The 15,185-nt window shown below is 67.2% G+C and carries 11 protein-coding genes; 1 reads left to right on the plus strand and 10 read right to left on the minus strand.

Annotation, left to right across the window (positions count from 1 at the left end; all coding sequences use genetic code 11):
- Positions 1 to 40: 40 nt before the first annotated feature.
- From fabI to ACO1P8_RS03825, 4 genes are read right to left on the minus strand one after another with little or no spacing between them, the layout of a single operon-like run.
- Positions 41 to 823: an enoyl-ACP reductase FabI gene (gene fabI, locus ACO1P8_RS03810; RefSeq protein WP_486294589.1), complete on the minus strand. Its 783-nt coding sequence runs from the start codon at positions 821 to 823 to the stop codon at positions 41 to 43.
- On the minus strand, positions 820 to 2,055 hold the full coding sequence (locus tag ACO1P8_RS03815; protein ID WP_486294590.1) for an acetate/propionate family kinase: 1,236 nt from the start codon (positions 2,053 to 2,055) through the stop codon (positions 820 to 822). Before ACO1P8_RS03815 ends, fabI begins: the two co-directional genes overlap by 4 nt.
- 3 nt (positions 2,056 to 2,058) lie before the next feature.
- Complete coding sequence (locus ACO1P8_RS03820; protein WP_486294591.1) at positions 2,059 to 2,997, minus strand: phosphate acetyltransferase; 939 nt, start codon at positions 2,995 to 2,997, stop codon at positions 2,059 to 2,061.
- 26 nt (positions 2,998 to 3,023) lie between these two features.
- Positions 3,024 to 5,450: a DUF3141 domain-containing protein gene (locus ACO1P8_RS03825; RefSeq protein WP_486294592.1), complete on the minus strand. Its 2,427-nt coding sequence runs from the start codon at positions 5,448 to 5,450 to the stop codon at positions 3,024 to 3,026.
- Between the two features lie 285 nt (positions 5,451 to 5,735).
- Here ACO1P8_RS03825 and ACO1P8_RS03830 point away from each other — a divergent pair, with 285 nt between their 5' ends.
- Positions 5,736 to 5,993 carry an RNA-binding protein gene (locus ACO1P8_RS03830; protein WP_486294593.1) on the plus strand — a complete coding sequence of 86 codons (258 nt, stop codon included), beginning with the start codon at positions 5,736 to 5,738 and terminating at the stop codon, positions 5,991 to 5,993.
- 96 nt (positions 5,994 to 6,089) lie between these two features.
- On the opposite strand, the gene pgl is transcribed toward ACO1P8_RS03830, so the two are convergent.
- The 6 genes from pgl to tkt are packed head-to-tail and all read right to left on the minus strand — an operon-like array spanning position 6,090 to position 15,147.
- Entirely contained in the window at positions 6,090 to 6,812 is a 723-nt protein-coding gene (gene pgl / locus ACO1P8_RS03835) for a 6-phosphogluconolactonase (protein WP_486294594.1), read from the minus strand.
- Between the two features lie 48 nt (positions 6,813 to 6,860).
- On the minus strand, positions 6,861 to 7,700 hold the full coding sequence (locus ACO1P8_RS03840) for an HAD family hydrolase (RefSeq protein WP_486294595.1): 840 nt from the start codon (positions 7,698 to 7,700) through the stop codon (positions 6,861 to 6,863).
- Positions 7,682 to 9,217, minus strand: a complete 1,536-nt coding sequence (gene zwf, locus ACO1P8_RS03845) for a glucose-6-phosphate dehydrogenase (RefSeq protein ID WP_486294596.1) — start codon at positions 9,215 to 9,217, stop codon at positions 7,682 to 7,684. Before zwf ends, ACO1P8_RS03840 begins: the two co-directional genes overlap by 19 nt.
- A complete protein-coding gene (gene gnd / locus ACO1P8_RS03850) occupies positions 9,217 to 10,194 on the minus strand; it encodes a phosphogluconate dehydrogenase (NAD(+)-dependent, decarboxylating) (protein WP_486294597.1) in 978 nt (325 codons plus the stop codon). Before gnd ends, zwf begins: the two co-directional genes overlap by 1 nt.
- 13 nt (positions 10,195 to 10,207) lie before the next feature.
- Entirely contained in the window at positions 10,208 to 13,051 is a 2,844-nt protein-coding gene (locus tag ACO1P8_RS03855; RefSeq protein ID WP_486294598.1) for a bifunctional transaldolase/phosoglucose isomerase, read from the minus strand.
- Positions 13,048 to 15,147 (minus strand): transketolase, encoded by a 2,100-nt coding sequence (gene tkt / locus ACO1P8_RS03860; RefSeq protein WP_486294599.1) that lies wholly within the window; start codon positions 15,145 to 15,147, stop codon positions 13,048 to 13,050. The genes ACO1P8_RS03855 and tkt overlap by 4 nt, the downstream gene beginning before the upstream one ends.
- Positions 15,148 to 15,185: the final 38 nt, after the last annotated feature.

Raw genomic sequence — 15,185 nt, forward strand, 5'->3', positions numbered from 1 at the left:
CGTCGGCAGGCCCTGGCCACTGTCTCACCGACACCGCTTCCTAGGCCATGATGTGGACGCCGCCGTCGATATACACGGTTTCGCCGGTGAGCAGCCTTGCATAGGGCGAGGCCAGGAAGGCGCAGGTCATGCCGACATCCATGATGTCGACCAGTTCGCCCAGGGGCGCGCGGCGCTCGGCCTCCGTCAGCATGACGTCGAAGTTCTTCAGGCCGGAGGCCGCGCGGGTTTTCAGCGGACCGGGCGAGACCGGATGCACCCGGATGCCCTTGGGGCCCAGTTCGTATGCCAGATAGCGGGCGCAGGCCTCCAGGGCGGCTTTGACCGGGCCCATGACGTTGTAATTGGGCACGACGCGGTTGGCGCCGTAGTAGCTCATGGTGAACATCGCGCCGCCGTCCTTCATCAGGGGCGCGGCCCGTCGCGCCATCCGGACGAAGGAATGGCACGAGATATCCATGGCCTGCGCGAAGCCCTCGGCCGAACAGTCCAGCAGCCCCCCCTGCAGGTCGGCTTTCGGCGCCCACGCCACGGAATGGACCAGGATATCCAGGCGGCCCCACTCTTTCTCGATATGGGCGAATACGGCCTCGAGGTCGCCGGGGCGCGTGAAGTCCAGGGGCATGAAAATCGGCGCCTGCAGATCGCGCGCGATCGGCTCCACATACGATTTGGTCTTCTCTCCGGCGTAGGTGATGGCCAGTTCGGCACCGACCTCGCGAAAAGCCTTGGCGCAGCCGTAGGCGATCGAATGCTCGTTGGCGATGCCGCATACCAGGGCCTTGGCGTCTTTCAGGATGCGGCGGGGAGGGTCTTCGGTCATGATGGTGTCCTCGCGGTGTCCGGGCCGGCAACCGGCTCTGCCGCGCGCCCGCCGCGCGCCACCTGGACGGTATGGCGCGCGATCATCAGTTCTTCGTTGGTTGGGATCACCCATACCGATACCCGGCTGGACTGGGCGCTGATGCGCGGACCCTGCGCGGCATTGCCCGCTTCGTCCAGCTGCACGCCCAGCCACGCGGCGCCGCGGCAGACGCGGTCGCGGATGGCCGGCGCGTTTTCGCCGATGCCGGCCGTGAAAACCAGGGTGTCGATGCCGCCGGCCGCGGCGGCGAGCGAGCCGAGCTCGCGTCCGATGCGATAGACATACAGCGCGATCGCGAAGCGCGCGCGTTCGTCCTCGCTGGCGAGCAGGACGCGCATGTCGCTCGATATGCCCGACACGCCCAGCAAACCGGACTGCTTGTAGATCAGGGTTTCGATGGCGCGGGCATCCATGTCCAACTCGTCCATCAGGTAAAGGATGACGCCCGGGTCCAGCGTGCCGCTGCGCGTGCCCATGGGCAGGCCGTCCACGGCGGTGAACCCCATGGTGCTGGCCACGCTGCGGCCATTCACCAGCGCGCACATGCTGGCGCCGTTACCCAGGTGCGCGACGATGGCGCGGCCGCGCGCGCCTTGCGCGTCGAAGCGGGGCAGCGCGCCGGCGATGTATTCGTAGGACAGGCCGTGAAAGCCATAGCGCCGCACGCCGCGTTGCGTGATCGACGGCGGCAGGGCGAAGGCCTGCGCCACCTCGGGCTGCGCACGATGAAACGCCGTATCGAAGCAGGCAACCTGGGGCAGGTCCGGGCGCACCCGCGCCACCGCCTCGATGGGCTTGAGGTTGTGCGGCTGGTGCAGGGGCGCCAGCGGGGCCAGCCGGCCCAGCGCGGCGATCACCTCGGGCGTCACCCGCACGGCCTCCGCGTATTGCTCGCCGCCGTGGACGACGCGATGGCCCACCGCCGCGAGCTGGTGATCGCCTTTATGGGCGCGCAGGAAATCGACCAGCCAGGCCACGGCGCCATCGTGATCCAGGGCCGGCGTTCCGGTCCATTCGCGCGACTCGATTTTTTCGCCCTCGGCATCCAGCACCGTCAGCCGCGCTTTTTCCACATAAAGGCCGGCGACCTGCCCGCGCAGCAGCAGGGGCAGCGACCTGTCGGCGGCATCGAAGACGCTGAACTTGATGCTGGACGAGCCGGCATTCAGGACAAGTATGACGTCGGCCATGGCTTACCCCAGGACCTTGGCGCTTTCGCGGCGGGCCTGCGCGACCAGCACCGCGACGGCGCAGGAAGCCAGCCGCGTCATCACGGAATCCGCCCGGCTGGTCAGGATGATGGGCACGCGCGCGCCCAGCACGATGCCGGCGGCATCGGCTCCCGCCAGGAAAGAAAGACTCTTGGCCAGCATGTTGCCCGCTTCCAGGTCCGGCGCCATCAGGACATTGGCGCGTCCCGCCACCGGCGACGCGATTTGCTTGATGCGCGCGGCTTCCATGTCGATGGCATTGTCCAGCGCGAGCGGGCCGTCGACGAGTGCGCCCTTGATCTGGCCCCGATCGACCATCTTGCACAGGGCCGCCGCCTCGACCGTGGAGGGTACTTTGGCGCTGACGGTTTCCATGGCGGAAAGAATGGCCACGCGGACTTCCGGCAGCCGCAGGATATGCGCGAAGTCGATCGCGTTCTGCAGGATGTCGGCTTTCTCGTCCAGGGTAGGCGCGATATTCACGGCGGCATCGGTGACGATCAGCGGCTCTTCGCGGCCGGGCACGTCCATGACGAAACAATGGCTGATGCGGCGCGCGGTGCGCAGGCCGGCGTCGCGGCCCACCACGGCGGCCATTAGCTCATCCGTATGCAGGCTGCCCTTCATCAACGCTTCGGCCTTGCCTTCCCTGACCAGCGCCACCGCCGCCGCGGCGGCGGCATCGCTGTGGGAGGCATCGACGATTTCGATTCCGGCGATATCGATCCCGGCGTTCGCGGCGACCTCCCGTATGCGTTCGCGCGGACCGACCAGGATAGGAACGATCAAATCCATCCTGGCCGCCTGCACCGCGCCTTCCAGCGACGAGGTGTCGCAGGGATGGACGACCGCGGTGGGCGTAGCCGGGATGGTCTTGCAATAGTCGATCAGGCGCTGGTACTTGAGGTGTTTGGATTCCATATCGCCTCCGCCGCGTGGGCTGGGGATCAGGCACGCTTGAGCGCGGCCTGACGGCGCCGTGGTCCGGCCCCCCGAGTATGGGCCGGGCCGCGTTCGGCTTCCTTGACCTTCGTCATTTTTTCCGAGGCCAGCACGCGCCGGATCCGGCCCAGCATCTCGACCTGGGCATCGCTGGTGGCCAGGCCGCGCACCCGTTCGTCGGCCATGAGCTTCGCCACCAGGTCCAGGAAGCGCTTGCGGTCGGCGGGATCGCGCAGCAATTGCGGCAGTGTCTCGATCGCCCGTTCCGTCTCGTATTGCGCGACGATCTCCTGCTGGCCGCGGATGCTGCGCCATTCGTGCAGCGAGATGCGCGGCAGGTATTCGGCATACTCGGTCGCCAGCTCGTGGCGCAGCTCCAGGCGGGACAAAGGCATGGGCTGGTCCTGCCGGCGCAACAGCGCCGCCACCCGCGCGAGCGCCTCCACGTAGCCGCCTTCCGCGATGGCGTTCAAGGCGTCGCGGACGAAGGGCAGAGTGCGCGCGTCCTGCTGGACTTCTCCACGGAGCGCGGCGCCATTTCTGCCGTCCGCAAGGTAGCGCGAATAGACACTGCCGTACGTTGTGAAAAACGCAGCCTCGGTCAGGGCATCGCGCGTATCCCGGTAGTAGTCCAGCGCAGCGCCGACCATACCGGCGGCGTTGCGCTCGGCGCGGCGCAGCACATCGTCGTCGGGCAGCGCCTGGCGGTTCTCCCTGACCGCCTGCGCCGCGGGCGCCAGCCACCACAGCCAGGGATTCAGGTCCGAGATGGCCCAATTGCGTACCCGCAAGGGGTGAAGTTCCCGCATGCGCCGGGCCGTGTAGTCGTTGGCCATGGCCTGCACCCACGGCTGGGCGAACAGGTTATAGCCTTCCTGCAGGAAGTCCGACACCATGGCCACGGCCTCGAATGGCTTTTCGTCGACACGCTGGAAGCGGTTGAGACGCGCCGCGATATCTTCCAGGCGATGTTCCTGGAATTCCACTTCATACGTGACCTTGCCGTCCTTGTCGCGGCGATCGGCGATCGTCATGCCGTACAGGCCAGGCGGCAGCGACTCGATGGTTTTCAGCACCGAGACGATCTGCGCATGTTCCTTCTTCGCCACCTTGCCGGAGACGAAGATGCCCAGGTGCCCGATGCTTTCGTGAAGCAGCCCGACAATCACCTGCCCGCGGCTTTTGATCTCTTCCGTGCTGCCATACACGTCGACGACCCAGTTGAAGGCCTGTTGCGGCGGTGTGATGTTGTCCCCCAGCGAGGCGAACAGGACGATGGGTGTCTTGATCGAGCGCAGATCCAGGCGCTGTCCATCCTGCTTGATGTCGCCGCCCCAGAGCTTGTTGCCGACGAAGAGGTTGCGCGTGATCCATTCGATCTCTTCGCGGTTCATCAGGTAGAAGCCGCCCCACCAGCGCTCGAATTCCAGGAATCGGGGGGGCTCGGTGTCCACCTTGTCGTAGACGGTGTAATACTTTTCCCACAGGCTGTTGGCGGGATTCAGCTCTTCGAAGTTCTGCACCAGCCAGGCGCCGTCGAACTTGCCGTTGCCCAGGTCGGCCAGCAGGGACGCCGTCCAGGTCCCGCCCAGCATGCCCCCGGCATAGCGCATGGGGTTGTCGCCTTCGCCCTCGCGCCATGCGCCGCCCCAATAGGACATCGGCGCGCCATTGATGACGATGGGACCCGTGTCGTCGGGCCCCGAGGCCGCCAGCATCATGGCCGCCCAGCCGCCCTGGCAGTTGCCGACCAGGGCCGGCTTGGGCGAGTCCGGGTGCAGCGCGCGCACCTTCTGCACGAACAGGCGTTCGGCGTGGCAAACGTCCTGCAGGGTCTGGCCCGGCTCGGGGTCGCGGAAGAACACGACGAAGTACACGGGATGTCCGGCACGCAGCGCGACGCCGACCTGCGAGTCGTCCTTGAAACCGCCGATGCCCGGCCCGTGGCCGGCGCGCGGATCGATGATGATGTACGGGCGCTGCCGGTCGTCGACGACGACGCCCTCCGGCGGCTTGATGCGCAGCAGGGCATAGTTCACCGGGCGGTCGAAGGCGCGCCCGTCGGCGACGATCTCGTAGTCGAAATGCAGGACGGGTTTCAGCCCCTGGGCGGCGTTGGCGATGAAGTTGTTGCCTCGCTGCCGCAAGGTATCCCAGAACAGGATGGAGCGCTGCATCGCGTCGACCGCATAGCCGTACCAGCCCAGGACGCTCATCGCGGCGGCCATGCCGTTGGCGGCTTGTCCTTGGCCCGTTCCGCCGGCCTGCTGGCCGTCGCCGGCCGCTGCCGCCTGGCCATCGCCGGGGATCCCGGCAGCCTGGCGCGCCCGTGTGGCATAGCGTTCGTTGGCTGTCTCCAGGCGCTTGAGCAAAAGCAGCGCGGCCTTGGTGCAGATGTCGTGACTGCGCGCGAGTTGGGTTCCTGCGTCCACGGCGAGAACCTCCTGGGCTCGTTGCCCCTGCGACGGCGGCGATCCTGGGGATGATTGCCTCGCGGATCGGGACGAGTGCATCGGGTAATGAAGAAGATGGTAGAGAGGCGTATGGCGCGGCGCAAGATCGCGGCGGGTATTAGATAACTATGAGGTAGTGCTAAGGATGAGGCATGGCGGGCGGCCGTGCGCTTTTGGCGTGCCGCCTTTTCAAACCGATGTGCGCCGCGAAAAATAGCGGGATGCGGCGTGGCGATACATGGGCGATCGCCGGGAGGAACCGACATGGCAGCGCTGTTGATCAACCACGTGCAGGACAGCACCTCCGACGAGGACGTTCGCGGCTTCCTGATGAAGTACGGTTTCCCGTCCTACGACCGTATTCAGCGCATCCCGGGAGACGGGTCGCGTCCTGCCGTGCTGCTTACGTTCAACGAGCTCAGCGTGGCGGCGCTGCGCAAGCTGGTGCCCCGGATACACGAGATGTACTGGAATAACCACACCATTACCGCGTTGGCGCTGAACGAACCGCCGCGGGTATAGCAGCCTGGCGGACCTGCCCAACGTCCGCCGCGAGGGGGCCATCGTCCCGCGTGCGGAAGGACCGGTGCCCGGGCCGCCCGTGCCGGCCCGCAGCGTTCAGGCATCGCCGCCCGCGGCGTCCCTGTCCAGGTACCACAGCAATTCCCCTTGGGGCCGTACGCGGCCGGAGGGGACGTCGGGATCGTGCGCGCGGGCCCGGCTAACCGCGGACCTTTTTTTGTCGCCCGCGGCCAGGAAGACGACCGCGGCGGCGCTGTCCAGCGCGGGGAAGGTCAGAGAGATACGCGGCTCGTCCTTGACGCCCACCACCGCCACCGTCCAGTCCCGGGTGTCGTCGACCTGCGGCGCGCCGGGGAACAGGGATGCCGTGTGGCCGTCATCGCCTATGCCGAGCAGATTGACGTCGAAGAGCGGGCGGCCGGGCTCCAGCCGCGCGGACCCATAGTATTCGCGCAACAGGTCCGCATAGCGCCTGGCCGCCGATTCCGGCGTGCCGTCCGTGGGCATCGGATGCACGTTTTCCGCGGGAATCGGGATACTGTCGATCATCGCCTGCCGGGCCATGCCGTAGTTGCTGCGCGGATCGTCATAAGGCACGAAGCGCTCGTCGCCCCAGAACAGATGTACGCGCGACCAGTCGATGCGTCGTGCGCGCTCCGGCTCGGCCAGCAGGGCATAAAGGGGCCGGGGCGTGCTGCCGCCGGACAGCGCCAGGGCGAAACGCCCCTCGCAGGCGGCAATGCGCGCCGTCAGCCAGTCGGCCAGATTCGCCACCAGGCTGGTCGCGTTCTCGAAAATACAGGCTTGTTCCTTGTTCATCGATACCTCCTTGGCGCCGCGCGCCGGCCCCGCGCGGGGCGGATCGGGCTAAATGCCCGGCAGAATGAAGCGCTGCACGGCGGCGGCCAGGCCGTCGTCCGCGTTGCTGGCCGTGGTCACAGTCGCCTGTGCCCGCACCTGAGCCGAGGCCTGCCCCATGGCGATGGAAAAACCGGCCCGCTCGAACATCGGCACGTCGTTATCGCCGTCGCCGATTACGGCCGTAGCGGCCAGCGGGATCCCCAGATGGCGCGCCAGGGCTTCCACGGCATCGCCCTTGTTGGCGCGCGCGTGGTTGACGTCCAGGTAGTAGACCTGCGACCGCGATGCGCGCGCATCGGGCGCGATGCGCGGATTGAGCGTTTCCTCCAGGCGGACCAGGCCGGCGGCGTCCGCGCTGGCCGCGACGATCTTGCCGATGCGGTCGAGGTAGGGTTCGAAGCTGTCCACCTGCGTGCCGTCGAAGCCCAGCGTATGCCGCTCCAGCGGCACATACGGGCCGTGCGGGTCGCGCAGCAGCCATTGGTCGTCGGCGAACACCCAGGTTTCCACCGGCGCGCCGCTGAAAAGATCCAGGGCGACGCGCGCGTTGGAGGCGGTCAGGGGGTGCGATTCGATCACCCGACCGGAGGGATCGACGATGGCGCCGCCGTTGAAAGCCGCGGTCGGGGCGGTCAGCCCGAGCATGCGGACCAGCGTCTGCATGCCCCGCGGCGGCCGGCTGCTGACCAGCGTGAATGCCACGTCCGCGTCGCGCAGGCCCTGGATGGCGGCCAGCGTGGCCGCGCTGACCTGCTTGTCCGGGCGCACCAGCGTGCCGTCGACGTCCGACACCAGCAGGCGGATGGGGGGCGCCGGCGTGGCGCCGCCTATTTCAGGCCGTGCCATGCGCGTCCGTCCCGCCGCAGCAGTTCGTCCGCGGCTTCGGGACCGTCCGAGCCGGCCGCGTACAGGTGCACGTCCGTGCAGCCCTGCCATGCATCCAGGAAAGGCTGCACGGCGCGCCAGCCGTTCTCGATGTTGTCCGCCCGCTGGAACAGCGTCTGGTCGCCGATCATGCAGTCGTAGAGCAGGGTTTCGTAGCCGGTGGACGGCTGCATCTTGAAGAAATCGGAGTACGCGAAGCCCATCTGGATGTTGTCGATTTCCAGCGTGGTGCCCGGCTTCTTGGCCTGGAAGTCGAACCACATGCCTTCGTCGGGCTGGATCTGGATGATCAGGTAATTGGGCCGCATGCGATGCACGTGCGTATCGCGGAAGGGCGACATCGGCGCGGGCTTGAAGCAGATGGCGATCTGCGTATTGCGCACGCCCAGGCGCTTGCCGGTACGCAGGTAGAAGGGCACGCCGGCCCAGCGCCAGTTGTCCACCCACAGCTTGAGCGCGGCGTAGGTCTCCGTGCAGCTGTCCGGCGCCACGCGGTTTTCCTCGCGGTAGCCCGGCACCCGCACGCCATTGATCTCGCCGGTGGCATATTGGCCGCGCACCGAATTGCGGCGCGCCTCGTCGGCGGTCTGCGGGCGGATCGCCGCGACCACCTTCGCCTTTTCGCTGCGCACTTCATCGGCGCCGAAGGTGGTCGGCGGCTCCATGGCCACCATGGCCAGCAACTGGAACAGGTGGTTGGGCACCATGTCGCGCAGTGCCCCGGTGCGTTCGTAGAAATTGCCGCGTTGTTCGACGCCGACGGTTTCGGCGGCGGTGATCTGCACGTGGTCGACGTAATGGTTGTTCCAGAACGATTCGAACAGCCCGTTGGAGAAGCGGCTGACCAGGATGTTCTGCACCGTCTCCTTGCCCAGGTAATGGTCGATGCGATAGACCTGGCGCTCATTCATCACCGCCAGGATGCCGGCGTTCAGGTCCTGCGCGGTTTTCAGGTCCGAGCCGAAGGGCTTTTCCACGACGACGCGGCGAAACTGGTCGTCGCCTTCGCGCAGCAGGCCGGCATGCGCCAGGCGGGTGATCACCTCGCAGAAGAAGCGCGGCGCCGTGGCCAGGTAGAACACGGCATTGCGCGTGCCGGAAGCCTCGATGCGCTGGGCGATGGCCTGGTAGGTGGCGTCGTCCAGGAAGTCGCCTTCCAGATAGCTGATGCGCTGGGCCAGGCGGTCCCACAGCTTCTGGTCCAGCGCCGGCTCGCCGCCTTCGGCGCTGCCCCGCTTGGCGGACATTTCCTGCATGAAGTCCGCGAGCTTGCCGCGGTATTCGTCGTCGCTGACCTTGTTGTGGTCCACGCCGATGATGCGCAGGGCGTCGCCGACGAGCCCGTCGCGCGTCAGGTTGTAGAGGGAAGGCACCAGCAGGCGCTTGACCAGGTCGCCATGCGCGCCGAACAGGAAGAGGTTGGCCGGCGGCGCCACCTGCGAGCGCGAGGCGCGGCCGGTCGATTGCGCGGCAGCCATCACTTTTTCTCCTCGACGTGCCCGCCGAAACCGAAGCGCATCGCCGACAGCATCTTGTCGCCGAAGGTGGCGTCCTGGCGCGAGCGGAAGCGGGCGAACAGGGCGCTGGCCAGCACGGGCGCAGGCACCGCCTGTTCCACTGCCGCGTCTATGGTCCAGCGCCCTTCGCCGCTGTCGGCGACGTCGCCGGAGAAGCCGGCCAGCTTGGGGTCCTTGGCCAGCGCGGTGGCGGTCAGATCCAGCAGCCAGGAGGACACCACGCTGCCGCGGCGCCAGACTTCGGCGACGTCGGCGACTTCGATGTTCAGCCGCTGGTCCTCCGGCAATTGTTCCGAACCCTTGGTTTTCAGGATGTCGAAACCCTCGGCATAGGCCTGCATGATGCCGTACTCGATGCCGTTATGGACCATCTTCACGAAATGGCCGGAGCCGGCGGGTCCGGCGTGGATGTAGCCCTGTTCGGCACGCGGATCGCGGCCTTCGCGGCCGGGCGTGCGCGGAATGTCGCCCAATCCCGGGGCCAGGCAGGAGAAGATGGGGTCCAGGTGCTTCACGACCTGATCTTCGCCGCCGATCATCATGCAGTAGCCGCGTTCCAGGCCCCAGATGCCGCCGGACGTGCCCACGTCCACGTATTCGATCTTGCGGGCGGCCAGCGCCTTGGCACGGCGGATGTCGTCCTTGTACATGGTGTTGCCGCCGTCGATGATGATGTCGCCCGGCTCCATCAGCCCGGCCAGCGTATCGATCATGTGTTCGGTGACGGCGCCCGCCGGCAGCATGACCCAGACGGCGCGCGGCTTGGCCAGCTTGGCGATCAGGGCCTCGACGTTGTCCACGCCGGTCGCGCCTTCCGACTGCAGCTCCTTCACCTTGTCCAGGCTGCGGTTGTACACGATGACTTCGTGCTTGTTGCGCATCAGGCGGCGCGCGATGTTGGCGCCCATGCGCCCAAGTCCAATCAATCCGAGTTGCATAGGGGTTCTCCGATTAGTTCGTCACTTGCTTGATGGCTTTGACCAGGCGCGCGAGACCGCTTTCGACATCGCCGCCGCGGATGTGCACCCGCAGGTAGCGGCGGCCGCGTTCGGCCAGTACTTGCAGGTCGCCCAGCGCCTGGGCAGCCTGCACGGTGCCGAAGCTGATCTTGCGCCCCGGCACGGACAAGTCGCGTGCCGGGTCGGCGGTGATCTGCAGGAATACCCCGCTGTTCGGGCCGCCTTTGTAGGCCTGCCCCGTGGAATGCAGGAAGCGCGGCCCGAAGCCGCCCACGGTGGCGACCTTGTAGCGGTCGCGCATCGCCACGCGCAGGCTGGCGATCTGCCGTTCGTGCGCGGCGTTGCGGGCGACATAGGCCAGCACGGCGGCGTAGTCGCCCTTGCCCAGCCGCGCCAGGTGCGCGCGCAGCACGCTCTCCGCCGAGCCATCGGTAGCCAGTGAAGCATCGCCGTAGAAGGCCAGTTCGCCATCCTCGGCGATCGGTGTTTCGGGCGGCAGCTTGCCGGTCTTCTCGTAGGCGTCCGTCAGGGCGCGCGTTTTGACCTTGCTGGCTTCCACATCGGGCTGGTCGAAGGGGTCGATGCCGATCACCGCGCCCGCCACGGCGGTGGCGATCTCCCAGCGGAAGAATTCCTGGCCGATGGCGGCGCGGCGCGGCAGCGTGATGCGGATCACCGGATGGCCGGCGGCCGCCAGGGCCTGCACCTTGGCATCGAGGTGCGCGGTGTCGTCCTCGGCGCAGCGCAGGTAGGCGAACACGCGGTCCTGCCCGTAGACGTCCGGCGTGGCGATGGGTTCGAGGTCCACCGGGACGATGCCCTTGCCGTGCTTGCCGGTGGATTCGGCCAGCAGTTGTTCCAGCCAGGAGCCGATGCTGGCCACGGCGGGGGAGGCGAAGACGGTCAGCTTGTCGCGGCCTGCCCGCGCGGCTTCGCCCAGGATGGCGCCCAGGCGCACGCCGGGATTGACCGAGGGCGGCGACGACGGCCCGCAGGCGCGCACCATGGGCTGGGTGATGTCGAAGAAGTGCGCGACGTTGTGGCCCATGACGCCCAAGGGCACCATGCCGAATACCGATAGCACCGAGTAGCGGCCGCCGATGGCCGGATCGCCGTGGAAGATCGCGCGATAGCCGGCCTGCTTCGCGGCGGCTTCCAGCTTGGATCCCGGGTCTGTGATCGCGACGAAATGCTTGCCGGCGTTTTCCTGGCCCACCGCCGCCACGGTGGCGGCATGGAAGTGCGCGTTCAGGATCTCGGGCTCCAGCGTCGAGCCGGATTTGCTGGAGACGATGAAAAGGGTGCGGGCGATATCGATGCCGCGTTCCACGGCGCCGATTTCTTCCGGGTTGGTGGAATCCAGCGCATGCAGCGCCAGGCCCTGGCCCGATTCGCCCAGGGTGTGCGCCAGCACTTCGGGACCCAGGCTGGAACCGCCCATGCCCAGGAGCACGGCGTGGGTATAGCGTTCCTCTTGCACGTCGCGCGCCAGCGCGGCGATGGCGCCGGCATCGACCTGCTTGCCCTGGCCGGCGGCCAGCCAGCCGAGCCAGCGGTCTTCCTGCTCTCCGGTCCAAATGGAGGCGTCGTGCTGCCACAGGCGGCGCGCCCAGCCGTCCGCACGCGCCCGGTCCAGGCATTTGTCCACGGCGTCGGCCAGCGGTTTGGGCAGTTCGTACGCGACGCCGTTGATCTGCTCGCCCAGGTAGGTCAGCCGTTTGGCGGCCACCGCGCCCAGCAGGGCATCGAATGCGTCGGAGAACTGGCGCGTGCCGTCTTCCACGAGCTCGCGGGTCACTCCGTCCAGATCCAGTCCCAGTGCCTTCGCTTCGTCCAGCTGGCGGTGCGCGGCGTCGATGTCGCGGGTCAGCGCCTGTTCCACGGTGCCGCTCTGGCGGAACGCGTCCATGGTGCCGGTGGGCATCGTGTTGACGGTGTCCGGCCCGATCAGTTCGTCGACATACAGCGTGGCGGGGTAGTCGGGATTCTTGGTGCCGGTGGACGCCCACAGCAGGCGCTGCGGATGGGCGCCCTTCTGCGCCAGGGCCTTCCAGCGGTCCTGGCCGATCAGTTCCAGATAGTCCTGGTAGGCCAGTTTGGCATTGGCGATGGCGATCCGGCCCTTGAGCGCCTTCAGCCGCGCGCTGTCGGGGCCGGCTTGTTTCAATGCGTCGTCGATTTTCTTGTCGATGCGGCTATCGATGCGGCTGACGAAAAAGCTCGCCACGCTGCCCAGCCTGTCCACCGGCTTGCCGGCCTTGGCGCGTGCCTCCAGGCCTTCGATATAGGCCTGCGCGACCGCGCGGTAGGCATCACGGGAAAACAATAGCGTGACGTTGACGTTGATGCCTTCTTCGATCAATTGGCGAATCGCCGGCACGCCGGGCGGCGTGCCCGGCACCTTGATCATCAGGTTGGGCCGGTCCACCGCGCGCCACAGGCGACGCGCTTCGGCCAGCGTGCCTTCGGTATCGTAGGCCAGGTAGGGAGACACCTCCAGGCTGACATAGCCATCCTTGCCGTGGAGCCGGTCGTAGACCGGACGCAGCGCGTCGGCGGCGGTCTGGATGTCGCGCACCGCGAGTTGTTCGTAGACATCGCCCGGCTCGGCATCGCCCTGGTACAGGATGGCATGGAGCTGTTCGTCGTAGGCCTCGCCATGCCCCATCGCCTTTTCGAAGATGGAGGGGTTCGACGTCACGCCTGTCAGGCTGTCCTCGCGCACCAGCTTGTCCAGGCCGCCCTGCGCCAGGAAGTCGCGGCTCAGGAAATCCAGCCAGATGGCCTGTCCGGCCTGCGCCAGCCGGACCAGCGGGTTGTTCGTCGGTTGGTTCATTGCGTACTCCTTTTGTCTAGCGCCTGTTCTCGCGCGGCGAGAACCACATTGTCCACTGTGAAGCCGAATTTCGCTTGCAGCCTGGCGATGGGGGCGGAAGCGCCGAAGGTGTGCATGACGATGGTGGCGCCCGTGGTTCCGACATAGCGGTCCCAACCCATGTAGCCGGCCTGCTCGACAGCCACCCGCCCGGTCACGTCGGGCGGCAGCACGCTGTCGCGATAGGCCTGGTCCTGTTCCTCGAAGAGATCCCAGCTGGGCATGGAAACGACGCGCGCCGCGATCCCGTCGGCCCGCAGGCGATCGTATGCCTGCAGGCACAGCGAGACTTCGCTGCCTGTCGCCATCAGGATCACCTGCGGCCGCTCGGGCGCGCAGTCCGCCAGCACGTAGGCGCCGCGCGCGAGGTTCGAGGCCGGCGCGTACCTGGTGCGGTCCAGCGTCGGCAGCGGCTGGCGCGACAGCACGAGGGCGCTGGGACGGTTCGTCTGCTTCAACGCCACCTTCCATGCTTCGACGGTTTCGTTGGCATCGCATGGACGCAGCACGCGCATGCCCGGGATGCCGCGCAGCTGTGCCAGCTGTTCCACAGGCTGGTGCGTCGGTCCGTCCTCGCCCAGCCCGATGGAATCGTGGGTGAAGACGAATATCACCGGCAATTCCATCAGCGCGGCCAGCCGGATCGGCGGTTTCATGTAATCGCTGAAGATCAGGAAAGTGGCCGTATACGGGCGCACGTGCGAGAGCGCCATGCCGTTGGCGATGGCGCCCATCGCGTGCTCGCGCACGCCGAAATGCATATTGCGGCCGCCATAGCTGCCTTGCTGGAAGCTGCCCGCGCCTTCGAATGTGAGGTTGGTCTTGGTGGATGGCGCCAGATCGGCGGCGCCGCCCATCAGCAGGGGGATGCGCCTGGCGAAGGCGTTCAGGGCCTTGCCGCCGGATTCGCGCGTGGCCATACCCTTGGCGTCCGGCGGGAAGACCGGGGCCTCGCTGTCCCAGCCGTCCGGCAACTGGCCCTGCCGCATGCGTTGCAGTTCCTCATGCAGCGCCGGCGCTTTCGTCTGCAGTGTTTGCATCGCCGCGCACCATTGCGTGTAGGCGGGGGTGGCGCGGGCGGCCAGGGCGTCGCGCAGGCGGTCGCGCACTTCGTCGGGGACCAGGAAATGCGCGTCTTCCGGCCAGCCGTATGCCTTCTTGGTCAGGCGGACTTCTTCTTCGCCCAAGGCTTCGCCGTGGGCCGCCGCGGTGTTGTGCTTGTTCGGCGACCCGAAACCGATCACGCTGTCGACCACGATCAGCGTGGGGCGGTCGGTGGTGGCCTGGAACTGACGCAGTGCCGCCGCCAGCGCCATGCGGTCGTTGGCGTCGGTGACGTGCAAGGTGTTCCAGCCATAGGCGGCGAAGCGCGCCGCGACGTTTTCCGTGAACGCCAGTTCGGTATGGCCCTCGATGCTGATGGTGTTGTTGTCGTAGATCCAGCACAGATTGGACAAGCCCAGGTGGCCCGCCAGCGAGGCGGCTTCGCCGGAGACCCCTTCCATCATGTCGCCGTCGCCGCAGATAACGTAGACGTTGTAGTCGAATACATCCGCGCCATGGCCGTTGAAGCGCTCGGCCAGGTGGCGCTGGGCGATGGCCATGCCGACGCTGTTGGCGCAACCCTGGCCCAGCGGGCCGGTGGTGGTTTCGACGCCGGTGGTCAGGCGGTATTCCGGGTGGCCGGGCGTCTTGGAATCGAGCTGGCGGAACTGCTTGATATCTTCCAGGCTGACGGCCGGATTGCCGCTGGGCTTGCCATCCGCATCGATTTCGACGACGCCGGCCAGATGCAGCAGGCCGTACAGCAGCATGGATGCATGACCGGCCGACAGCACGAAGCGGTCGCGGTTGGGCCAGTCGGGATGCGCGGGGTCGTAGCGCAGGAAATCGTGCCATAGGGTATAGGCCACCGGCGCCAGCGCCATGGGCGTACCGGGGTGGCCGGAGTTGGCTTTCTGTACGGCGTCCATGGCCAGCGTGCGCAGCGTGTCGATGCACAGCAGGTCCAGTCGTTCGTCGTTGCGCGCGGGATCGGGGGACGTTGGGGTGTTCATGGGGCCTCTCTTGCGGAAACGCGGACAAACCGGCTTCG

It is taken from the genome of Bordetella sp., assembly GCF_057362025.1.